The 22,053-nt window shown below is 72.9% G+C and carries 15 protein-coding genes; 5 read left to right on the top strand and 10 right to left on the bottom strand.

From position 1 onward, the window contains the following. Position 1: 1 nt before the first annotated feature. Complete coding sequence (locus SGLAU_RS24850) at positions 2 to 2,458, top strand: DNA topoisomerase (ATP-hydrolyzing) subunit A (protein ID WP_043504682.1); 2,457 nt, start codon at positions 2 to 4, stop codon at positions 2,456 to 2,458. On the opposite strand, the gene SGLAU_RS24845 is transcribed toward SGLAU_RS24850, so the two are convergent. Continuing rightward, complete coding sequence (locus tag SGLAU_RS24845; RefSeq protein WP_078957880.1) at positions 2,455 to 3,663, bottom strand: CobW family GTP-binding protein; 1,209 nt, start codon at positions 3,661 to 3,663, stop codon at positions 2,455 to 2,457. The two genes, SGLAU_RS24850 and SGLAU_RS24845, sit on opposite strands and share 4 nt — an antisense overlap. 180 nt (positions 3,664 to 3,843) lie before the next feature. On the opposite strand from SGLAU_RS24845, the gene SGLAU_RS24840 reads away from it, so the two are divergent. The 3 genes from SGLAU_RS24840 (at position 3,844) to SGLAU_RS24830 (ending at position 7,294) form a co-directional block, all read left to right on the top strand. Next, positions 3,844 to 4,803 carry a sucrase ferredoxin gene (locus tag SGLAU_RS24840; protein ID WP_043504681.1) on the top strand — a complete coding sequence of 320 codons (960 nt, stop codon included), beginning with the start codon at positions 3,844 to 3,846 and terminating at the stop codon, positions 4,801 to 4,803. 98 nt (positions 4,804 to 4,901) lie between these two features. After that, positions 4,902 to 6,617, top strand: coding sequence for a sensor histidine kinase (locus tag SGLAU_RS24835; RefSeq protein WP_078957879.1), 1,716 nt, complete (start codon positions 4,902 to 4,904; stop codon positions 6,615 to 6,617). Beyond that, a complete protein-coding gene (locus SGLAU_RS24830) occupies positions 6,614 to 7,294 on the top strand; it encodes a response regulator (RefSeq protein ID WP_043504680.1) in 681 nt (226 codons plus the stop codon). The genes SGLAU_RS24835 and SGLAU_RS24830 overlap by 4 nt, the downstream gene beginning before the upstream one ends. A 332-nt stretch (positions 7,295 to 7,626) precedes the next feature. Here the strand turns inward: SGLAU_RS24830 and SGLAU_RS24825 are convergent, their stop codons facing one another. The 3 genes from SGLAU_RS24825 to SGLAU_RS24815 form a co-directional block, all read right to left on the bottom strand. Next, positions 7,627 to 9,219, bottom strand: a complete 1,593-nt coding sequence (locus tag SGLAU_RS24825; RefSeq protein WP_043504678.1) for a cation acetate symporter — start codon at positions 9,217 to 9,219, stop codon at positions 7,627 to 7,629. Further along, entirely contained in the window at positions 9,209 to 9,748 is a 540-nt protein-coding gene (locus SGLAU_RS24820; RefSeq protein ID WP_078957878.1) for a DUF485 domain-containing protein, read from the bottom strand. The genes SGLAU_RS24825 and SGLAU_RS24820 overlap by 11 nt, the downstream gene beginning before the upstream one ends. A gap of 105 nt (positions 9,749 to 9,853) precedes the next feature. Further along, positions 9,854 to 11,977 (bottom strand): DNA gyrase/topoisomerase IV subunit B, encoded by a 2,124-nt coding sequence (locus tag SGLAU_RS24815; protein ID WP_043504676.1) that lies wholly within the window; start codon positions 11,975 to 11,977, stop codon positions 9,854 to 9,856. Positions 11,978 to 12,418: 441 nt separating this feature from the next. On the opposite strand from SGLAU_RS24815, the gene SGLAU_RS24810 reads away from it, so the two are divergent. Then, positions 12,419 to 12,649, top strand: coding sequence for a hypothetical protein (locus SGLAU_RS24810; protein WP_043504674.1), 231 nt, complete (start codon positions 12,419 to 12,421; stop codon positions 12,647 to 12,649). A gap of 120 nt (positions 12,650 to 12,769) precedes the next feature. Here the strand turns inward: SGLAU_RS24810 and SGLAU_RS24805 are convergent, their stop codons facing one another. The 6 genes from SGLAU_RS24805 to SGLAU_RS24780 form a co-directional block, all read right to left on the bottom strand. After that, complete coding sequence (locus tag SGLAU_RS24805) at positions 12,770 to 13,630, bottom strand: S1 family peptidase (RefSeq protein WP_043504673.1); 861 nt, start codon at positions 13,628 to 13,630, stop codon at positions 12,770 to 12,772. 181 nt (positions 13,631 to 13,811) lie between these two features. After that, positions 13,812 to 15,350, bottom strand: a complete 1,539-nt coding sequence (locus SGLAU_RS24800; RefSeq protein WP_043506971.1) for an RNA polymerase sigma factor — start codon at positions 15,348 to 15,350, stop codon at positions 13,812 to 13,814. 421 nt (positions 15,351 to 15,771) lie between these two features. Continuing rightward, positions 15,772 to 16,659: a FadR/GntR family transcriptional regulator gene (locus SGLAU_RS24795; protein ID WP_078957877.1), complete on the bottom strand. Its 888-nt coding sequence runs from the start codon at positions 16,657 to 16,659 to the stop codon at positions 15,772 to 15,774. A 162-nt stretch (positions 16,660 to 16,821) separates the two neighbouring features. Then, entirely contained in the window at positions 16,822 to 19,119 is a 2,298-nt protein-coding gene (locus tag SGLAU_RS34550) for an ATP-binding cassette domain-containing protein (protein WP_043504670.1), read from the bottom strand. Between the two features lie 102 nt (positions 19,120 to 19,221). Then, a complete protein-coding gene (locus tag SGLAU_RS24785; RefSeq protein WP_043504667.1) occupies positions 19,222 to 19,980 on the bottom strand; it encodes an NUDIX hydrolase in 759 nt (252 codons plus the stop codon). Between the two features lie 269 nt (positions 19,981 to 20,249). Next, a complete protein-coding gene (locus SGLAU_RS24780) occupies positions 20,250 to 22,031 on the bottom strand; it encodes a DUF4192 domain-containing protein (protein ID WP_078957876.1) in 1,782 nt (593 codons plus the stop codon). Positions 22,032 to 22,053: the final 22 nt, after the last annotated feature.

The raw sequence follows: 22,053 nt of genomic DNA, 5'->3' as shown, positions 1-22,053 counted from the left end.
GATGGCCCGCCGCAGCACGAAGACCCCGCCGCCCGACGACTCGTACGAGGAGCGGATCCTCGACATCGACGTCGTCGACGAGATGCAGGGCTCCTTCCTCGAGTACGCGTACTCGGTCATCTACTCCCGAGCGCTGCCGGACGCCCGCGACGGCCTGAAGCCGGTGCACCGGCGCATCGTCTACCAGATGAACGAGATGGGCCTGCGCCCCGAGCGCGGCTACGTGAAGTGCGCCCGCGTGGTGGGCGAGGTCATGGGCAAGCTGCACCCGCACGGCGACGCGTCGATCTACGACGCCCTGGTGCGCATGGCCCAGCCCTTCTCGATGCGGCTGCCGCTGGTCGACGGCCACGGCAACTTCGGCTCGCTGGGCAACGACGACCCGCCCGCCGCCATGCGGTACACCGAGTGCCGGATGGCCGCGGCCACGGGCCTGATGACCGAGTCCATCGACGAGGACACGGTCGACTTCGCCCCGAACTACGACGGCCAGGAGCAGGAGCCGGTCGCCCTGCCCGCCGCCTTCCCGAACCTGCTGGTGAACGGCGCGTCCGGCATCGCGGTCGGCATGGCGACCAACATGCCGCCGCACAACCTGGGCGAGGTCATCGCGGCCGCCCGCCACCTCATCCGGCACCCGAACGCCGACCTCGACGCCCTGATGCGTCACGTGCCGGGACCCGACCTGCCCACCGGCGGCCGGATCGTCGGCCTGTCCGGCATCCGCGACGCCTACGAGACGGGCCGCGGCACCTTCAAGATGCGCGCGACGGTCTCCATCGAGAACGTCACGGCCCGCCGCAAGGGCCTGGTCGTCACCGAGCTGCCCTTCACGGTCGGTCCCGAGAAGGTCATCGCCAAGATCAAGGACCTGGTCGGCTCCAAGAAGCTCCAGGGCATCGCCGACGTCAAGGACCTCACCGACCGTGAGCACGGGCTGCGCCTGGTCATCGAGATCAAGAACGGCTTCGTGCCGGAGGCGGTCCTGGAGCAGCTCTACAAGCTGACGCCGATGGAGGAGTCCTTCGGCATCAACAACGTCGCCCTGGTGGACGGCCAGCCGCTGACGCTGGGCCTCAAGGAGCTGCTGGAGGTCTACCTCGACCACCGCTTCGAGGTCGTCCGGCGCCGCTCGGAGCACCGCCGCGGCAAGCGGCGCGACCGGCTCCACCTGGTCGAGGGCCTGCTCACCGCGCTGGTCGACATCGACGAGGTGATCCGGCTGATTCGCTCCAGCGAGAACAGCGCGCAGGCCAAGGAACGCCTGATCGAGCGCTTCTCGCTGAGCGAGGTGCAGACGCAGTACATCCTGGACACCCCGCTGCGCCGGCTCACCAAGTACGACCGGATCGAGCTGGAGGCGGAGAAGGAGAAGCTCACCACCGAGATCGAGGAGCTGACCCGGATCCTGGAGTCGGACGCCGAGCTGCGCAAGCTGGTCTCCTCGGAACTGGCGGCGGTCGCCAAGAAGTTCGGCACCGAACGGCGCACGGTCCTGCTGGAGTCCGCGGGCAGCACCGCGGCCACCGTGCCGCTGCAGGTCGCGGACGACCCGTGCCGGGTGCTGCTGTCCTCCACGGGCCTGCTGGCCCGCACGGCCAACGCCGAGCCGTTCGCGGAGGACGAGGGCGGCAAGCGCGCCAAGCACGACGTGATCGTGTCGGCGGTGCCGGCCACGGCCCGCGGCGAGGTCGGCGCGGTGACCTCGGCCGGCCGGCTGCTGCGGATCAACGTCGTGGACCTGCCGCAGCTGCCGGAGACGGCCGCGGCACCCACCCTCTCGGGCGGGGCGCCGCTGGCGGAGTTCGTCTCCCTGGAGGGCGACGAGACGGTGGTCTGCCTGACCACCCTCGACGAGTCCTCGCCCGGTCTGGCGCTCGGCACGGAACAGGGCGTGGTCAAGCGGGTGGTCCCGGACTACCCCGCCAACAAGGACGAGCTGGAGGTCATCACCCTCAAGGAGGGCGACCGGATCGTCGGCGCGGTGGAGCTGCGCACCGGCGAGGAGGACCTGGTCTTCATCACCGACGACGCCCAGCTGCTGCGTTACCAGGCCGCGCAGGTCCGCCCGCAGGGCCGTCCCGCGGGCGGTGTGGCCGGCATCAAGCTCGCCGAGGGCGCCAAGGTCATCTCGTTCACGGCGGTGGACCCGGCCGCGGACGCGGTCGTCCTCACCGTCGCCGGCTCGCGCGGCACGCTGGACGACTCGGTGCAGACCACCGCCAAGGTGACCCCGTTCGACCAGTTCCCGCGCAAGGGCCGCGCCACCGGCGGGGTGCGCTGCCAGCGGTTCCTGAAGGGCGAGGACTGCCTGTCCTTCGCCTGGGCGGGCGCGACGCCGGCGCGGGCCGCGCAGAAGAACGGCTCGCCGACCGAGCTGCCCGAGATCGACCCGCGCCGCGACGGCTCGGGCGTGTCGCTGCCGAAGCCGGTGGCGGCGGTGGCGGGGCCGGTCTAGGGCTCCGAGCCGGGCTCCGGGTCGTACGGGGGCTCGGAGTCAGGGTCGTACAGAGGCTCGGAGTCAGGGTCGTCCAGGGGCCCGGCGTCCGGGTCCGGGGCGTCGTCCGCCCCCGGGTCCGGCTCGTCCGGGTCCTGGACGTAGCGCAGCACACCCCACATGCCGTGCTCGTCGGCGGTGTGCGGGGCCTCGCTCCGGCACGCCCGCAGTTCCTCGCCGAGGAGCGGGGCGTCGATGCCGGAGCCGATCAGCACCAGCTGGGTGAGCCGCTCCGCGCCGGCCGCCCAGGGCTCCGGGTAGAACCGCAGGAACCGTCCGACGGCGTGGACGGCGTAGCGGTTGCGGGGATCGTGGGCGCCGAAGTCGACGTACCCCTTGATCCGGTAGAGCCCCTCGGGGCGGCTGTCGAGGAACCGCATCAGCCGCCGCGGGTCGAGCGGGACGTCGGAGACGAAGGACAGGCTGTCGTAGCCGGTGTGCAGGTGCCCGGCGTGGCCGTGGCCCCCGCCGTCCGGGTCCCCGATGCCGTGGGCGTCGTCGGCACCGTGGGTTTCGTCGTGCAGGTCGTCGAAGGACAGCTGCCCGACGCGCTCCTCGCCCGGCTTGCAGTCGAACAGGAACTCGGGGTCGATCCGGCCGTAGGTGGCGGGCACGACGGCGGCCCGGTCGGTGAGGGAGCGGACCTGGCCCAGGACGCGTTCGGCGTCCGCGGCCCGGTCCAGTTTGTTGACCACCACCAGGTCGGCGAGGGCGAGGTGCCGGTCGATCTCGGGGTGCTTCGCGCGCGTGGCGTCGAACTCGGCGGCGTCCACGACCTCGACGAGCCCGCCGTACACCACGCGCGGGTTCTCGCTCGCGAGGACCATACGGACCAGCTCCTGCGGCTCGGCGAGCCCGCTGGCCTCGATCACGATGACGTCGATGCCGGTCTCCGGGCGCGCGAGCCGGCCGAGGTACAGGTCCAGCTCGCCGGCGTCGACGGCACAGCACAGGCATCCGTTGCCGAGCGAGACGGTGGAGTCGCCGAGCGCGCCGGCCACCGCCATGGCGTCGATCTCGATCGCGCCGAAGTCGTTCACCACGGCGCCGATCCTGCTGCCTCCGCTGCGGTGGAGCAGGTGGTTGAGGAGGGTCGTCTTGCCGGAGCCCAGGAATCCGGCGAGGACGACGACCGGGATCTGGTGTGGCCTCGGGCTCTGCCCCAACGTACGACCTCTCTCCCAGCGGTGCGGCGCCGGCCCGTGGCCGGAGCACGGCGGAAACTGCCTGCGGCGCCCAGAATACGAGCAGCCGGCAGGTCCTTACGGAGCTCTCGTACCCGCCCGGAGCAGGACAACCGAGCAATCAGAGGTATGTGATGACCAAGTCAGGTTAGGCTCACCTGTGTGAGTACGTGTGCGACCGTCTCCCGGAGCCTCGACGAGCCCATTTCCGGAACCGCGGCCACCGCCAGGACCTGGCTCCTGGTGGAACAGCCCGGCCCGTGGGGCGCCAGGGCGCTCACCTCGAGCCACCTGGACCCCGCGCTGGGCCGTGCCCTGGAGGCCGCGGCGAAGGGCACCGGCGTGCGCATCGCGCTCATCCGCCGGCCCGGCCGGCACGCGGACTGCCGCACCCCCGCCGTCCGCCGGATCTACGCGGCCCACACCGTGCCCGGCGGCACCTGGGTGCGCACCGCCACCACCGATGACCCGGGCCGGCTGCTCGACCTGGACTTCGCCGCCCTGGGCCGGGGCGACCACCGCGCCTTCGACACCGTTCTCCAGGGCGGTCCCCACACCGGCGCCCCCCTCGCGCTGGTGTGCACCAACGGCAAGCGCGACCGCTGCTGCGCCCTGCTGGGCCGCCCCCTGGCCGCCGAGCTGGCCGCGTCGGGCGTGGAGGGCGTCTGGGAGGTCACCCATCTCGGCGGCCACCGCTTCTCGCCGACGCTGCTCGTCCTGCCGTACGGCTACGCCTACGGCCGGGCCGAGGCACACGGCGTCAAGGAGGTCCTGCACGCCGTCCAGGAGGGCCGGATCGTGGTCGACGGGTGCCGGGGCAGCTCCGCCTGGGAACGGCCCGGCCAGGCGGCCGAGCTCGCGGTGCGGCGGGCGGCGCGGGAGTACACCGCGGACGCGCTGAGCGTGGTGCGGACCGAGAGCGCCGTACGGGCCGCCGGTGCGGCCCCGCGCTGGGAGGTCACCGTCGCCCACGCCGACGGCCGCTGCTGGCGCGTCCTCGTGGCCCAGGGGGCGTCGGAGCCGCCGAGGCCGGAGAGCTGCGGCACCTCGGTGCTGGGCGCCCCCGCGCGGATGGACGTCGTGGCGGTCCGCGAGCTGACCCCGGCGGCCCTCGCCAGCTGACCCCGGCGGCCCTGTGTGCGGACGCCGGCGCGCCGGGGCGGGCGCGCGCGAGCCCCCGAGCTTCGGCGCGGACTCCCCCGCCACGTACCGTCATGGGTATGAGCCCCACGCCCCCCGCCCGCCGCCTGCGTCTCGGCCTGCCGCGCCGGGTGTTCTCACAGGTGCTGCTGATGCAGGTGGCGATCGCCGCGGGGGTCGCGGTGCTCGCGACCGGGCTGTTCCTCGCACCGCTCGGCGACCAGCTCGACGACCAGGCGATGCGCCGGGCCCTGGCGATCGCGCAGACCACGGCCGCGCAGCCGCGGCTCGCCGACGAGGTCCGCGGTACGCCGCCGGCGCCGGACGGGCCCGTCCAGCGGGAGGCGGAGCGGATCCGCGCGGCCACCCGGGCCGAGTACGTCGTGGTCATGGACACCCGGGGCGTGCGCTGGTCGCACACCGATCCCGGGGAGATCGGCCGGCACGTCTCCACGGACCCCAGCGAGGCGCTCGCCGGCCGGGAGGTCATGGAGATCGACGAGGGCACCCTGGGCCGCTCCGCGCGCGGCAAGGTCCCGCTGCGCGACGGTGAGGGCGAGATCGTCGGGGCGGTGTCGGTCGGTATCGCCTACGACAGTGTCCGCGCGCGGCTCGTCCACGCGATCCCGGAGCTGCTGGCGTACGCCGGCGGCGCCCTGGCCGTCGGCGCGCTGGCCGCGTGGCTGATCGCCCGCCGGGTGCAGCGGCAGACCCGGGACCTGGCGTTCTCCGACATCGCGGCCCTGCTGGCGGAGCGGGAGGCGATGCTGCACGGCATCCGGGAGGGCGTGGTGGCCCTGGACCGGGCGGGCCGGATCCGCCTGCTGAACGACGAGGCGCGGCGCCTGCTCGGCATCGGCGACGAGGCCGTGGGCCGCTCCCTGGACGAGGCGCTGGGCGGGGGACGTACCGCCGATGTGCTGGCCGGCCGGGTCACGGGCACCGATCTGCTCACCGTGCGCGGGCAGCGGGTGCTGGTCGCCAACCGGATGCCCACCGACGACGGAGGGGCGGTGGCCACCCTGCGCGACCGCACCGAGCTGGAACAGCTGGGCCGGGAACTGGACTCCACGCGCGGCCTGATCGACGCCCTGCGCGCCCAGGACCACGAGCACGCCAACCGCATGCACACCCTGCTGGGGCTGCTCGAACTGGAGATGTACGACGACGCCGTGGACTTCGTCGGCGAGGTGGTCGGCGATCACCGGGCCACGGCGGAACAGATCACCGAGCGGATCCAGGACCCGCTGCTGGCCGCCCTGCTGGTCGGCAAGGCCACCGTCGCGGCCGAGCGCGGGGTGGCGCTGCGGCTCTCCGGCCGCACCGGCCTGCCGGACCGGCTGGTCGATCCCCGGGGCCTGGTCACCATCGTCGGCAACCTCGTCGACAACGCGCTGGACGCCGTCGCCGGCACACCGCACGCGCGCGTGGAGGTCGAGTTGCAGGCCGAGGGCCGTGCCGCCGTGCTGGCGGTGCGGGACACGGGGCCCGGTATCCCCGAGGAGCGGCGCGAGGTCGTCTTCACCGAGGGCTGGTCGACGAAGGAGCCGCCCGCCCACCGCGGGCGCGGCATCGGGTTGTCCCTGGTGCGCCGGCTGGCGGAGCGGCAGGGTGGCACGGTGACCGTGGGCGAGGCGCCCGGCGGCGGCGCGGAGTTCACCGTGGTGCTGCCCGAGGCGCTCGCCGAACCCGGCCCCCGGGCCGCGGCGAACGTACCGGGCGCGGAGTCCGTGCCGCCCCGCCCGGGCCCGCGGTCCGCCGGTGCCGTACCGTCCGCCGAGGAGGAGACGCGATGATCGAGGTCCTGGTCGTGGACGACGACACCAGGGTCGCGCGGGTGAACGCCGCGTACGTCGAGAAGGTGCCGGGTTTCCACGTCGTCGGGGAAGCGCACCAGGCCGCGGAGGCGCTGCGGCTGCTGGAGACGCTGCCGCACGTGGATCTGGTCCTCCTGGACCACTACCTGCCCGACGGGACGGGGCTCGCGGTGGTGCAGGAGATGCGCCGGCGCGGCCACCAGACCGACGTGATCATGGTGACGGCGGCCCGGGACGTCGCGACGGTGCAGGCGGCGATGCGGCACGGCGCGCTGCAGTACCTGGTCAAACCGTTCGCGTTCGCGGGGCTGCGCGCGAAGCTCGAGGCTTACGCGCAGTTGCGCCGCACCCTCGACGGCGGTGGCGAGGCGGAGCAGGCGGAGGTCGACCGCATCTTCGGCGCGCTGTCCGCGCCGTCGGAGCCGGATCTGCCGAAGGGGCACTCCCCCACCACGGCCGAGCTGGTGCGGCAGTGCCTGATGAACGCCGAAGGGCCGCTGTCGGCCCAGGAGATCGCCGAACGCACCGGGGTGAGCCGGCAGACGGCACAGCGCTATCTGAAGCTCCTGGAGCGCACGGGACGGGCCACGCTGACCCTGAAGTACGGGGACGCGGGCCGCCCGGAACACCGTTACGTGTGGGCGACCCGCGCCTGAGGCCCGGCCCAGTGGGGCGGGGGAAGGGCCGTGCCCCCCTTGGGTACGGACGGGACTCGCCGCAGTCTCGACGGCGCCTGGCCGGCGTCAGCCGCGCCTGTCCCCCGTCATGCCGCGCGGCCCTTCACACCGCGCGACTTTTCACGCCGGCGACCCTTCACGCTGCGCGACCCGTCACGCCGCGCGACCCGTCACGCCGCGCGCACCCGGGTTACGTCGCTATGGCCCGTCGGTCGCTCCGCCCCGGCACGCACTCGCGGCGCGCCGCGCGCCCCCGTCACACCGCACGCGCCCCCGTCACACCGCACGCACCGCGTCGCGTCGGCGCTCCGTCACGCGGCGCCCGCTCCCGTCAGGGACCGCACCTCCGTCTCCGCGTGCTTGGCCGCGTCCGGCGGCTCCGTGGAGGTGACCGTGCCGAGCCAGCCGGCCAGGAAGCCCAGCGGGATGGAGACGAGGCCCGGGTTCTGCAGCGGGAAGCACTGGAAGTCGGCGTGCGGGAACAGCGCGTCGGGGCTGCCCGAGACCACGGGTGACAGCAGCACCAGCGCCACCGCCGGGACCAGGCCGCCGTAGACGGCCCAGACGGCGCCCCGGGTGGTGAAGCGCCGCCAGAACAGCGAGTAGAGCAGGACCGGAAGGTTCGCGGAGGCGGCGACGGCGAACGCCAGGCCCACCAGGAAGGCGACGTTGAGGTCCCGGGCGAGCAGCCCGAGGGCGATGGCGACGACACCGATGCCGGCCGCCGCCGCCCTCGCCACGGCCACCTCGCCACGGGGCTCCCCGCGCCCGCGGCGCAGCGAGGCGTACAGGTCGTGGGCGACGGAGGCCGAGGAGGCGAGGGTGACTCCGGCGACCACTGCGAGGATGGTGGCGAAGGCGACCGCCGCGACCACCGCGAACAGCACCGTCCCGCCGGTGGAGCCGGCGCCGCCGCCCAGGTCGAGCGCCAGCAGCGGGACCGCGGTGTTCCCTGCCGTGTTCGAGGCGCGCACGGCCTGCGGGCCCACGATCGCGGCGGCGCCGAAGCCGAGGACGATCGTCATCAGGTAGAAACCGCCGATGAGCGCGATCGACCAGACGACCGAACGCCGTGCCGCGCGGGCCGTCGGCACGGTGTAGAACCGCGACAGGATGTGCGGCAGCCCGGCCGTGCCCAGCACCAGGGCGAGTCCCAGGCTGATGAAGTCGAGGCGGGCGGTCCAGTCCCCGCCGTACGTCAGGCCGGGCGCCAGGAACGCCGTGCCGTGGCCGCTGCGGTCCGCCGCGGTGCGCAGGAGCCGGTCGACGTCGCCGTGGAAGCGCACCAGGACGAGCGCGGTCAGCGTGACCGCCCCGCCCAGCAGCAGAACCGCCTTCACGATCTGGATCCAGGTGGTGGCCCGCATCCCTCCCCACGACACGTAGACGACCATCAGCGCGCCGACCGCGATCACCGTCCAGGTCTGCGCGGCCGCTCCCGTCCCGCCCAGCAGCAGCGCGACCAGGCTGCCCGCCCCCACCATCTGCGCCACCAGGTACAGGACGGACACGGTGACCGAGGACGTTCCCGCCGCGATCCGCACCGGCCGTTCCCGCATGCGCGCGGCGACCACGTCGGCGAGGGTGAACCGCCCGCAGTTGCGGACCAGTTCGGCGACCAGGAACAGCACGACCAGCCAGGCCACCAGGAAGCCCACCGAGTAGAGCAGCCCGTCGTAGCCGAAGAGCGCGATCAGGCCGGAGATGCCCAGGAAGGAGGCTGCGGACATGTAGTCACCGGCGATGGCGAAACCGTTCTCCATCGGCGAGAAGAGGCGTCCGCCGGCGTAGAACTCCACCGCCGAGCCGCGCCGGCCGCGGCTCACCCAGCTCGTGATCGCCAGGGTCACGGCGACGAAGACGCCGAACAGCACGAGGGCCAGGGTCTGGTGCTCACCGGTCACCGGGCACCGCCCCCGGGATGCCGCGCGTCAATTGCTGGGTGTCCCAGCGCAGTTCGAGCGCCGCGCGGTCCCTGCGCAGCCGGGCGTGCCGGGCGTAGGCCCAGGTGAGCAGGAAGGTGGAGAGGAACTGGCCGAGCCCGGCCAGCATCGCCACGTTCACCGCGCCCGCCACGGGCCGGGCCATGAGTCCGGGCGCGGCGGTGGCGGCGACGACGTAGCCGACGTACCAGGTGAAGAAGGCGGCGAACGCGGGGACGACGAACCGGCGGTAGCGGCGTCGGACCTCCTGGAAGGCGGCGCTGCGCTGCACCTCGACGTAGACGTCCGCGGCGCTCACCGCGCTCTCCCATGGCTCCGTCCGCCCGCCCCGCCCGGACCGCTCGCGGGCCGCGGCGGGCACGGGCGCGGAGACGTGGCCGGCCCCCCCGCGGCCGGGGGCGAGACCCCGGGCGGAGGCGAGAGCGGCGTGCCAGGGGTCGTCGTACCGCACACCGCGTGCGTCACGGGGACGACCGTCACTTGAGTGCATGCCCAAGCATGGACAGAACGGAAAGATCGCCGGTTCTTCTTCCCGGAGCCCTTCACCCCATCAGGTGACCATGTCGGCTGCCCGCCGACGAAACGCGCGCGGCGGCTAGGCGTCGATGCGCGACCGGTCCAGCGTCGCCGCCGAGCTGGAGATGAACTCCTTGCGGGGCGCCACGTCGTTGCCCATCAGCAGGTCGAAGACCTGCTCGGCGGCGTCCAGGTCGGAGAGGTTGATCCGGCGCAGGGTGCGGTGGCGCGGGTCCATGGTGGTCTCGGCCAGCTGGTCGGCGTCCATCTCGCCCAGGCCCTTGTAGCGCTGGATCGAGTCCTTGTACCGGACGCCCTTGCTCTGGAACTCCATGAGCTTGTCGCGCAGTTCCCGGTCCGAGTACGTGTACACGTACTTGTCCTGGCCCTTCTTGGGCTGGATCAGCTCGATCCGGTGCAGCGGCGGGACCGCGGCGAAGACCCGGCCGGCCTCGACCATGGGCCGCATGTAGCGGTGGAACAGCGTGAGCAGCAGGGTCCGGATGTGGGAACCGTCCACATCGGCGTCGGTCATCATGATGATCTTGCCGTAGCGGGCGGCGTCGATGTCGAAGGTCCGCCCCGAGCCCGCCCCTATGACCTGGATGATCGCGCCGCACTCGGCGTTCTTGAGCATGTCGGTCACGGACGACTTCTGGACGTTGAGGATCTTGCCGCGGATCGGCAGCAGGGCCTGGAACTCGGAGTTGCGGGCGAGCTTGGCGGTGCCGAGCGCGGAGTCCCCCTCGACGATGAACAGCTCGCTGCGGTCGACGTCGTCGCTGCGGCAGTCGGCGAGCTTCGCGGGCAGCGAGGACGACTCCAGGGCCGTCTTGCGACGCTGCGCGTCCTTGTGCTGACGGGCCGCGATCCGGGTCCGCGCGGCGGCGACGGCCTTCTCCATGACCACCCGGGCCTGCTGCGCGGCGTCGCGCTTGGTGGCGGTCAGGAACGCCTTGAGCTCCTTGGAGACCACGTTGTTCACGATGCGGCGGGCCGCCGAGGTGCCGAGCACCTCCTTGGTCTGGCCCTCGAACTGCGGCTCGGCGAGGCGGACGGTGACGACCGCGGTCAGGCCCTCCAGGGCGTCGTCCTTGACGATGTCGTCCTCGGCGACGCGCAGCAGCTTCTTGGCGCGCAGCACCTCGTTCATGGTCTTGGCGATCGCCTGCTCGAAGCCGGCGACATGGGTGCCGCCCTTGGGGGTGGCGATGATGTTGACGAAGGACTTGACGGTCGTCTCGTAGCCGGTGCCCCAGCGCAGGGCGACGTCGACGCCGAGTTCCCGGGTGACCTCGGTGGGTGTCATCTGGCCGTGCTCGTCGAGGACCGGGACGGTCTCCTTGAACGTGCCCTGGCCGGTGAAGCGGAGCACGTCGCAGATGGGCCTGTCGGCCGCCAGGAACTCGCAGAACTCGCTGATGCCGCCGTCGAAGCGGAAGGACTCCTCGCCCTTGCTGCCGCCCTCGCCGAGGCCGAACTCGTCGCGGACGACGATGGTCAGGCCGGGCACCAGGAACGCGGTCTGGCGGGCGCGCTGGTGCAGGTTCTCCAGGGAGAGCTTGGCGTCCTTGAGGAAGATCTGGCGGTCGGCCCAGTACCGCACCCGCGTGCCGGTGCGGGTCCTGGGGATCTTCTTGGCCTTGCGCAGGCCGCTCCTGGCCTCGAACTTCGCGTCCGGGCCGGCCGCGGCGAAGGCGCCCGGCACGCCCCGCCGGAAGCTGATCGCGTGGGTGTGGCCGCCGCGGTCCACCTCGACGTCCAGCCGCGCGGACAGCGCGTTCACGACGGAGGCGCCGACGCCGTGCAGGCCGCCGGAAGCGGCGTAGGAGCCGCCGCCGAACTTGCCGCCGGCGTGCAGCTTGGTCATCACGACCTCGATGCCGGACAGGCCGGTCTTGGGCTCCACGTCGACCGGGATGCCGCGGCCGTTGTCCCGCACCTCCACCGAGCCGTCGTCGTGGAGGATCACCTCGATGTGGTCGCAGTAGCCGCCCAGGGCCTCGTCGACGGAGTTGTCGATGATCTCCCAGAGGCAGTGCATCAGGCCGCGGCTGTCGGTCGAGCCGATGTACATGCCCGGGCGCTTGCGGACGGCCTCCAGCCCCTCGAGGACGAGCAGGTGCCGCGCGGTGTAGTTGGAACCGTCCCGGTCTGCTCCTGCCAGCAGAGCTGTGGACGGCACGGACGTCTCGGCGGTCACGCGGTTCGCTCCTCGCTGAATTTCAGATGGGGCCCATCGGGGTAAGGCCGTGGCTGGGGTAGCCGCTCAGAGGGTACCGAGGCCTGGTAGAGCCGTTGTAACGCCACCCTCGTCTGAAGGCAGACTAGTCGACGGTCGCATGGATGTTCGATCCCTCGATGGGGTGAAGTGCACATCACGTTCCCTTCCAGGCATGAACCATTTAGGCTCCGGGCACGTCCTCATGAACAACCGGCAACCCAGCCGGGAGGACCGAGACCGATACGAACGCGCGAAACCGTACGACACACAGACACGCACTACGGCACATTCGCCGCCAACGGGCAGCAGCCAGCCGCCTCGGAAAAAATCTTCCGAGGAAAAGCCGCGAGCGGGAACGTTTTGGGGCTGGTTGGATGTTGACCCTGGTACGACAGCTCGTCGAGCTAGAGAAGAGGCGACGTGACTACTGTTCTGACCCCCGCGAGCCCGCTGACGGCCGCTGATCGCTGCGACCGCTGCGGCGCCCAGGCATACCTGCGCGTCGTCCTGCTGAGCGGCGGAGAACTGCTCTTCTGCGCCCACCACGGCCGCAAGTTCGAGCCGGAACTCAAGAAGATCGCCGCTGAGATACAGGACGAGACCGAGCGGCTCACGGCCGTTCCCGACAACGCCTCCGAAGACGAACGCTGACCCTCGCGTCCACGACGAGCCAGCCCCGGCACAGGCCGGTGAACGGGCGGCCGACCCCCTACCCGGGGTCGGCCGCCCGTCGTCCTGCCCGCCTGCGGGCTCAGGCCCCGTGGAGGGCCCTCACCCGGCCATGTGGCTGTGGCCCGCGCGGTCCCAGCCGAGCTTCCGCAGGGCGTCGGAGATCCGTGTGTAGACGCCGGGGCTGCCGGAGCGGCCGCAGCCACTGCCCCAGGACACCAGCCCGATGACGCGCCCCCGGGCCACCAGCGGCCCCCCGCTGTCCCCCTGACAGGCGTCCCGGCCGCCCAGCCGCCGCCCCGCGCACACCATGGCCTCGGCGAGGTAACTGCCGTCGCCACCGGCCGGGTACGCGCGCTCGCACAGCGTGTCGGGCAGCACCTGCACACTCGCGGCCCGCAGTACGTCCGCGTAGTCGCCCTGGCCCGAGACGTCTCCCCAGCCGTAGACCGTGGCGGCGGTGCCCGCGGCGTACGCGGGATCACCCGCGCCGGCCATCGCGACGACCGCGCCCGGCGGCAGCGGCTCGGCGAGCGTCAGCACGGCAAAGTCCCCGCTGTTGCTGACGTCGTCGTAGCCCGGGTTCACCCAGCTCTCGCGCACCGCGACCTCCTGGCCGTGATCGGTGCGCAGATCCGTGCGCCCGGCGATCACCTTGAGGTCGGGCACCTCGTGCGGCGGTGAGCCGAGGACGTCCTCCTCCAGACAGTGCGCCGCCGTGAGCACGGTCGTGGGGCCGACCGCCACCCCACCGCAGAACTGCCCGGACCGCGTTCCGCCGAACCGGTCACGGCTGGACAGCGCCACCGTCCACGGAACGTCGGTCACGTCGACGGGGAACCCGCCCACTATGCCCTCGGCCGCGGCGGGAGCGGCGGAGAACGCCGGTACCAGGGGTATCAGGGCCGCGGCAGCGACCCCGGCCAGTGGGCGGGCCAGCGCTCGGACAGAGGGACGACGCATGCGCACTCCTCACTCTGGGGCGTTGTTGGACTCCCCAGCGTGGTTCAGAGCACCGTGCCCCGCACCCGCTCCCGGCCGCCGCGCCCGCGCGGCACGAAGGCCCGGCACCGCTTCCGCGGTGCCGGGCCTTCGACGTCGTACCGCCGCGACCGGGCGGGGTACGGCCCGGTCGGGACGCGACCTAGTCGAGGTAGTCGCGCAGGACCTGCGAGCGCGACGGGTGGCGCAGCTTCGACATGGTCTTCGACTCGATCTGGCGGATGCGCTCACGCGTGACGCCGTACACCTTGCCGATCTCGTCGAGGGTCTTCGGCTGGCCGTCGGTGAGCCCGAAGCGCATGGACACGACGCCCGCCTCACGCTCGGACAGGGTGTCCAGGACCGAGTGCAGCTGCTCCTGGAGGAGCGTGAAGCTGACCGCGTCGGCCGGGACCACGGCCTCGGAGTCCTCGATGAGGTCACCGAACTCGCTGTCGCCGTCCTCGCCGAGCGGGGTGTGCAGCGAGATGGGCTCGCGGCCGTACTTCTGGACCTCGATGACCTTCTCGGGGGTCATGTCGAGTTCCTTGGCCAGCTCCTCCGGGGTGGGCTCGCGGCCCAGGTCCTGGAGCATCTGGCGCTGGACGCGCGCGAGCTTGTTGATGACCTCGACCATGTGCACCGGGATACGGATGGTGCGGGCCTGGTCGGCCATGGCACGGGTGATCGCCTGCCGGATCCACCAGGTGGCGTACGTGGAGAACTTGTAGCCCTTGGTGTAGTCGAACTTCTCGACCGCGCGGATCAGACCGAGGTTGCCTTCCTGGATCAGGTCCAGGAAGAGCATGCCGCGGCCGGTGTAGCGCTTGGCCAGGGAGACCACGAGGCGGAGGTTGGCCTCCAGCAGGTGGTTCTTGGCGCGGCGGCCGTCCTCGGCGATGATCTCCAGCTCGCGCTTGAGCTTCGGCGCGAGCTTGTCGGCGTTGGCCAGCTTGTCCTCGGCGAACAGGCCCGCCTCGATGCGCTTGGCCAGCTCGACCTCCTGCTCGGCGTTGAGCAGGGGGACCTTGCCGATCTGCTTGAGGTAGTCCTTGACCGGGTCGGCGGTGGCGCCGGCCGCGGCGACCTGCTGCGCGGGGGCGTCGTCCTCGTCCTCGTCGGACAGCACGAAGCCGGCGCTCTCGGCTCCCTCGGGCTCGTCGGCGACCTTGGTGTCCTCCAGGACCTCCTCGTCGAGCAGCTCGACGTCGTCCTTCTTGGCGCCGGTCTTCTTGGCCGCCGTCTTCTTGGCGGTGGCCTTCTTGGCGACCGCCTTCTTGGCGGTCGTCTTCTTGGCAGCGGCCTTCTTCGCGGGCGCGGCTTCCTCGGTGGGCTCGACGGCGGGGTCGACGGGCGCGGCCGGCGCGGGCGAGGTGGCGGTGGCCTTGCGAGTGGTCACCGTCTTCGCCGCGACCGCCTTGGTGGCGGTGCGCTTGGCCGGGCTCTTCGCTGCGACGCTCTTTCGGGTGCGCTTGGGTTCCGCGGCACTGACCATCAGCGTCACACCCTCTTCCTCGAGGATCTGATTGAGGCTGCGCAGTACGTTCTTCCACTGAGTGGCCGGAATCTGGTCAGCTTCGAAGGCCCGACGCACGTCGTCGCCGGCGATCTGCCCCTCAGCCTTTCCCCGCTCAATGAGCGCCATGACAGAGACGGACTCGGCGATCTCCGGCGGGAGCGTACGGGATGTGCTGGCCGACACGAACAACCTCTCGGAACGTTGGAAAACGACTTCCGGCCCCGTCCACGGAGGACGAGAGCCGACCGCCGGCTTGGGGATGGGCCGACGGCGCGGGCGGGGGCCGGGAAGATGCACAGCGCCTTGAACGGCGTCCGTATTCCCTCCGCGGCTGTCACCTCTTAGGTCATCGCGCTGTTTCCACGAGCGTTACGCCCAATCTGCGTGGCCCGAGTCACACCCCGTAAGCACTCAAAGACGTTCGGATACGGACATACGAGGTCATGCGCGGTCCGGGCGATGTCGCCTGGGTGTCCGTCGCCACGCCGGACCCGGCAGGCCGGTGGATCCTGCGGGGTCCGACGGAGACGGCTCGCCGGACCGAGGCGATGCCGCGGGGTGGAGGAAGAGGTAGCCCCCCGGCCGCGACGTCCGGGGTTTCCGCTCAGTGCTCGCGCGGCGCGGGAACGACGCGCTCCACCTCGGGGTGGACGGTGAGGAGCTGCCGCATGGCCTCCTCGGCCGCCGCGCCGTCCCCCGCGGCGAGCGCGTCGACGATCCGGCCGTGGTGCACCAGCGTCGCCTCGTTCGGCCGGTCACAGCCCGTGACCGGGCCGCCGGAGACCTGGAGCGCCGCCGAGACGATGCCGGAGAGGTGCTCCAGCATGCGGTTGCCGGCGATCTGGATGAGCAGCGAGTGGAACTCGGTGTCCGCGCGGGAGAAGGTGAGCGCGTCGCCCTGCCCCATGGCGTGCCCCATGATCTCGACCATGTCGGACAGCCGCTGCTGGACGTCCTCACGGCCGTGGCCGGCGGCCAGCCGCGCGGCCAGCGGCTCGATCGTCCACCGCAGCTCGCTCAGCTCGCGGCGCTGGTCGTCCCGCTGGGGGCCGAAGGCCCGCCACTCGATGATGTCCGGGTCGAGCAGGTTCCAGTCGCTGACGGGGCGCACCCGCGTACCGACGTTCGGCCGGGCACTGACCAGGCCCTTGGCCTCCAGGACGCGCAGCGACTCGCGGACGACGGTCCGGGACACCTCGAAGCGCTGGCCGATCTCCTCCGGGACCAGCGGACGGTCGGCACCGAGGTCGCCGGAGACGATCATCTGTCCGAGCTGCTGGACGAGTTGGCCGTGCAGGCCGCGGCCACGGCTGCCCGCGGCCCGCCGGCCCACCCGGCCCAGCTCGGGGTCCGCGCCCTCCCAGGCGGGGACCCCGACGCGGTCCGCGGGGGCGGCCTCCGCGAAGGGGTAGCGGTCGAGTTCGCCCTGGCCGGCGAGGCCGGAGTCTGCGGCGCGGGCGGCGGTCATCATGGTGTGCGCAAGGGTACTCACGCATCCTTTGTCGGCGTCGCCTTCAACTCCCTTGAGGTCTTTGGTGAAAAGCACACGAAAGGGTGATCGCTCACTGCGCCGCAATTGACGCCTTATCGGAAGGAAATGGGCGCATCGTGAGGGAGTTGTGCCCGACCCGGACCGGATGAGTGCGGACGGTTGTCACCCGACCCTGCGCCGCAGCGTCGTGACCACGTACGCGCAGAGCAGTGTGGCCAGCGACAACGTCAGGGCGGTGCCGACGGGTTGGCCGATCACACGCGCCACGGCCGCCACATAGCGCTCACCGCCGAAGGGCCACTGCGACAGCAGCACCTCGCGCAGCCGCAGCGGGAAGCCCGCCGCGCTCCACACGGGCGGGCCGGCCAGGAGCTTCTGCAGCAGCGGTACGACGACCACCGGCACGGCCACCACCGTCGCGAGCCCGCCCGCGGTGGACCGGAACACCCCGGCGGCCAGCACCCCGGCCCAGGCGCAGCCGACCACCAGCGCGATCCAACTCACCGCCAGCGACAGCCACTCCGCGGGAACCCGTACGAGTTCCCGTCCGTACAGCAGATAAAGCACCTCGGCGTCGCAGCCCACGGTCAGCACGGCGAGGACCAGGCCGGTGACCGCGGAGACCAGCAGCTTGGCGGCGAGCAGCCCCAGCCGACGGGGCACCGTGCCGCGGTCCGCCGCCAGAGCCGGGTGGCGGAACTCGTCCCCGAAGGCCAGCGCGCCCAGCAGCCCGGCGCCGAGCGCCGCGGGCGGCAGCGGCAGCTCCCGGGGCCACGCGGCGAGCAGCCGCGCCTGCGGAGTGTGCCCGATACGGGCCACGACGACCGCGGTGAGCGCCGAGACCACCAGCACCACGGCCCCGGTGAGGAACCCGGTCCCGACTCCGGTCGCCCGGCGCAGCTCGTAGCGCAGCGGGCGCAGCGGGCTGGGAGCGGGGCGGACCGAAATGGGGGGCGGGAGGCCGGGCAGCGGCTCGGTGAGGTGGCCGGGGGGCGGAAGGGTGCGGGAACCGGTGGCGTGGGAAGGCGCGGCAACCGAGGCGGGGCCGGGGGAGGAGACCTGGGCGGGGAGCAGGGCAGGCGGGGCGGACTCCGTGCCCGGCCGGGTCGGCTCGGGCGGCACCGAGAGGGCTTCCGCAGGTTCCGCCGGGCCGGGGACCGCAGCCCGTGAGGCGTCGGGCCGGGGCTGGACCTCGGATCCGGCGCCGGTCCCCGTGTCGATGCCGGCCTCCACCGCCTCCGCCTCGACTCCGGTCTCCGTGCCGGCGTCGGTTTTCGTGCCGGTGTCGGTTTTCGTGCCGGTGTCGGTCTCCGTGCCGGTGTCGGTCTCCGTGCCGGTGTCGGTCTCCGTGCCGGTGTCGGTCTCCGCTGCCGCGCCGGCCTCCACCTCTGTGTCGGTTCTCGCCTCGGTGTCGGTCTCCACCTCTGTGTCGGCTTCCTCGTCGGTTCCCGCCTCGGTGACCGTTCCGGTACGGGCCGGGGACGGGCCCGGCAGACCGGTGCCACCGGAGCCCTCGCGGCTTCCCGCCGTGAGCCGTCCTTCCACGGCACCCGGTACAGGTGGGGGTGTCTCGTCCCCCGCTCCTGGCCCCATGTCGCCTACTTCGTCGGCGAGTTGGTGCACGAGGATGCCGTGCCGGAACGCGGCGTCGCCGACGGCGGCGCAGGTACTGCCGTAGACGTACAGGCGGTTGCCGCCCTCCCGCGCGACTTCGATCGAGCGCTGCCCGGTGCGCGCCTCCTTGGTGAGGACGGCGGAGAGGCGGGCCGCGTGCGGGGTGCGGACGACGACCCGCGGACGCAGCCGGGTGCGGGCGAAGTCCGCCGCCGCCTGGTCGGCGACGACCCTGCCTCCGTCCAGCGTCACGACCCGGTCCGCGATACGTGCGGCCTCCTTGGGGTCGGCGGTGCTGACCAGAACGGTGCCGCCGTGTGCGGCGTGGGCGCGCAGCATGCCGTGCAGCCAGCGGCCCTCCCCGGCGGAGAGCCCTGCGGCGGGGTCGTCGAGCACGAGGGTGTGCGGGTCGGCGAGCAGCGCGCAGGCCAGCCCGAGGCGGCGGTCCATGCCACGGGAGAGGGTGCCGAGTCGTTCCTCCCGCAGGCTGACGATGCCGGCCGCTTCGAGGACTTCGTCCGCCCGCCGGACCGGGACTCCGGCGGCTGCGCACAGCATGCGCAGGTGACCTCGGACGGTGCGCCCGGGGTGGCCGGGAACATCACCGAGCAGAACGCCGACTTCGCGCGAGGGGTGGGCGATGCGGTGCAGCGGGCGCCCTCGGAAGTGCGTGAGGCCACGGCCCTGTTGGAGTTCGAGCATGAGCCTGAGCACCGTCGTCTTGCCCGCACCGGCGGCACCGAGGAGCGCGGTGACGTGTCCCGCGCGCGCGTCGAAGGAGACGTCGTCGACGGCGGGCGGAAGATCCTTGCGGGGGTTGCTGGTCAGTCCGAAGGCCTGGATCACCCGCAGCAATTTAGCGTGCTATATACGGTTTTCCGGGCATCGCACGGCCCGTTCGGAGGCCGGAACGGGCGAGCCCGGCTCACTGTCGGCGGTGCGGGCCGGTCACACCTCGGGCCGCAGCATCGGGGGGTTGAGGAGCGTGGCACCGCCGGCGCGGAAGAGCTGGGCGGGACGTCCGCCCTGGCGGGTGGTCGTGCCGCCGGTGGGGACGAGGAAGCCCGGGGTGCCCGTCACCTTGCGATGGAAGTTGCGCGGGTCGAGGGCCACGCCCCAGACCGCCTCGTAGACCCGGCGCAGCTCTCCGACGGTGAACTCGGGTGGGCAGAACGCCGTGGCCAGCGAGGAGTACTCAATCTTGGAGCGAGCGCGCTCCACTCCGTCGGCGAGGATCTGCGCGTGATCGAAGGCGAGCGGGGCCAGGGGCTCGCCGTCGCGGCCGTACCCGTTCTGCTGGAGCAGTTCCTCGACCGGCGCCCAGCGGGCGTTGCTGGCGTCACCGCCGGCGCGCGGTGCGGGCAGGTCGGGGGCGAGAGCGAGGTGGGCGACGCTCACCACCCGCATCCGGGGGTCGCGCTTGGGGTCGCCGTAGGTCGCGAGCTGCTCCAGGTGGGCACCGTTGTCCTGGGCCGGAACGGCGGGGTCGTGGACCCGCAGTCCCGTCTCCTCCGCCAGTTCGCGTGCCGCCGCCTGCGCCAGGTCCTCGTCGGCCCGCACGAACCCCCCGGGCAGCGCCCAGCGCCCCTGGAAGGGCGGCTCGCCCCTGCGTACCGCCAGCGCGCACAGGGCATGGCGGCGCACGGTCAGCACGACCAGGTCCACGGTGACGGCGAAGGGCGGAAAGGCTGACGGGTCGTAGGGCATGCCGCGATCATAGTCGTCTGCCTGACGATAAACACTCCCTTCGCCCGGCCGCACCCCTGGCCTGCCCGCCTCCCGGATGCCTCCGGGCGGCGGCCCTTGGCGCGCCGCCCCGTTGCCGCTGTGCCGAGCCGACGAGAGGACGCCCGTCAGGACCGGAGGGCTGCGGCAAGCGCGTCCGCCAGGACCGGGAAGGTACGGCAACTCGTCCGGCCCGGGCGTCCCGTCCAGGTGTTCCGCCATTCAGGTGACGCCGGCCCCTCAGTGGACGCTCACCTGTCCTCCTGGGCACCGCCGCCGGTGCCGGAGCCCGAGCGCGGTTCCTCCGTGCGGCTGCCACGCCGCGCGGACCCCTTCGGGGAACGCGGGCGGGTTCCGCCGAGCCGTCCCGCGCCCGGGTGCGTGCCGGCGGCCCTCTTCCGGGACCGCGGGCCCGCGCCGGTCGTGTTCGGCGCCTTCGCCCCCGAGGGCAGCGCCCGAGCCCGGGCGCGGCGGAGCGCGGACGCTCCGGGCGCCGGTACGAGTCCGGGGTGGCCGCCGGCACCGGCGCGGTCGGGCTCAACGAGCACGGCGGGATCGTCGGGCGCGGTGAGCCCGGTGGGTGCGATGGGTGCGGCAGGCGCGGTGGGTGCGGCGTCACCGGGCTCCTGGGGGTCGTCCGGTACCGCGGCCGAGGGCCGCTCCCCCGCGTCCGCCCCTTCCCTCACCCCCGCCTTCCCGGTCGTTTCCGCGACTCCGGAGGCGGTGCCGTCTGCCGCCACCGGGTCGTGTCCGGTGCCGGGCGCCCGGGTCGTACGGCCCTCCGGCTCCCCCCGCAGGCAGCGGCGGATCGACTCCGGGTCCAGGCCCTCGTTGATCGCCTGGTGGAGGAGGCGCGCGAAGAGGTAGCCGGGGTCCGCACCCAGGGCCATGGCCAGGGCCTCGCGGGCCTCCAGCTCGTCGCCCGTCGACCAGGCGACCCAGCCGGCGAGGGTCAGGGGTGCCGCGGCGTGCTCGGTGTAGGGCCCGACGCAGCGGCGGGCCAGCGCCCGCCACAGCCGGAGAGCGGGCCCGGCCTCGTCACCCTCCATCCACTCCGCGGCGCGGTCCCTGGTCGTGCGGTCCTGCAGGCCGAGGATCAGCGTGGCGGCCTCCTCGTGGTCGATCAGCTCGTCGTCACGGAGGTCCGCCTGCAGCGTTCCGGTCACCGGCCGGGCCGTGGCCAGCCGTCCGATGAGCCGCTGGGCCAGTGCCAGCGTCTCCTCGGCCACGTCGACGCGGCCGGAACCATCGAGGATCCTGGGCACGAGCGCCATGCCGGCCGTGTCCAGGGCGACCTCCTGTTCCAGGGCGGCCGCGGTCTCCCACGGCAGCAGCCGGGCGCGCAGTTCGCGCAGGGTCCCCCGCACCTGGATCCCGGCGTAGGTGGCGGCGGCTGCCAGGACCGAGGTGCCGGGCAGTCCCATCGGCTCCCCGTCGGCCGGGCAGCATCCCCTCCTCTCGCAGCAGTAGGACCAGAAGCGTCCGCCGGAGATGCAGATCGCCTCGACCACCGGGGCGCCGGCCCTGCTGCACCGGTGCCGCAGTTCGTCGGCGAGCGGCCGCAGCCGTTCCATGACCTGCCGGGCCGTCTCGCCGTCGCCCGGGTCCTGGCAGAGGTAGGCCACCACGCCCTCCGGGGTGCCGCGCCGCCGGGCGCTGCCCGTCATCAGGCCGCGGGTCAGCTCCGCGGCCACCGACGCCCAGTCGTCGGGGTTGGCGGGGATGCCGAGCCGGGCCCGGCCGCCGAACCTGCCGCGTCCGCCCCAGTCGTGCAGGGCGACGAGCACGATGCTGTCCTCCGGCCGGTACCCGAGCAGGTACGGCAGGGCGTCCGCGAGTTCCGCCGGGGTGCGCAAGGTGACCTGGTGGGTCCCGGTCCGGCCGTCGAGGACCTCCGCGCCGGCGGCGGCCGTGGGTTTCGGTGCGGGTTCGGAGATGCTGCGGGTGTCGGGAGCACTCTGACCCTTCCGCCCCTCCTGTCCCGTGATGTCGTCGTTGCCGAAGGAACCGGTGGTTTCGCCGTGATTCGTCATGCGAGGACGATCTCGCGAAATG

It is taken from the genome of Streptomyces glaucescens (assembly GCF_000761215.1).
Taxonomy (GTDB): Bacteria; Actinomycetota; Actinomycetes; order Streptomycetales; family Streptomycetaceae; genus Streptomyces; species Streptomyces glaucescens_B.
The sequence above is the reverse complement of the archived record's forward strand: the minus strand, read 5'-3'. Positions and strand labels throughout refer to the sequence as shown.

What these genes read in the sequence shown, in the direction of transcription:
- SGLAU_RS24850 (WP_043504682.1), top strand. Translation starts at nt 2, where the DNA reads ATGGCCCGCCGCAGCACGAAGACCCCGCCGCCCGACGACTCGTACGAG.
- SGLAU_RS24835 (WP_078957879.1), top strand. Translation starts at nt 4,902, where the DNA reads ATGAGCCCCACGCCCCCCGCCCGCCGCCTGCGTCTCGGCCTGCCGCGC.
- SGLAU_RS24830 (WP_043504680.1), top strand. Translation starts at nt 6,614, where the DNA reads ATGATCGAGGTCCTGGTCGTGGACGACGACACCAGGGTCGCGCGGGTG.
- SGLAU_RS24820 (WP_078957878.1), bottom strand. Translation starts at nt 9,748, where the DNA reads ATGCACTCAAGTGACGGTCGTCCCCGTGACGCACGCGGTGTGCGGTAC.
- SGLAU_RS24805 (WP_043504673.1), bottom strand. Translation starts at nt 13,630, where the DNA reads ATGCGTCGTCCCTCTGTCCGAGCGCTGGCCCGCCCACTGGCCGGGGTC.
- SGLAU_RS24785 (WP_043504667.1), bottom strand. Translation starts at nt 19,980, where the DNA reads ATGCCCTACGACCCGTCAGCCTTTCCGCCCTTCGCCGTCACCGTGGAC.
- SGLAU_RS24780 (WP_078957876.1), bottom strand. Translation starts at nt 22,031, where the DNA reads ATGACGAATCACGGCGAAACCACCGGTTCCTTCGGCAACGACGACATC.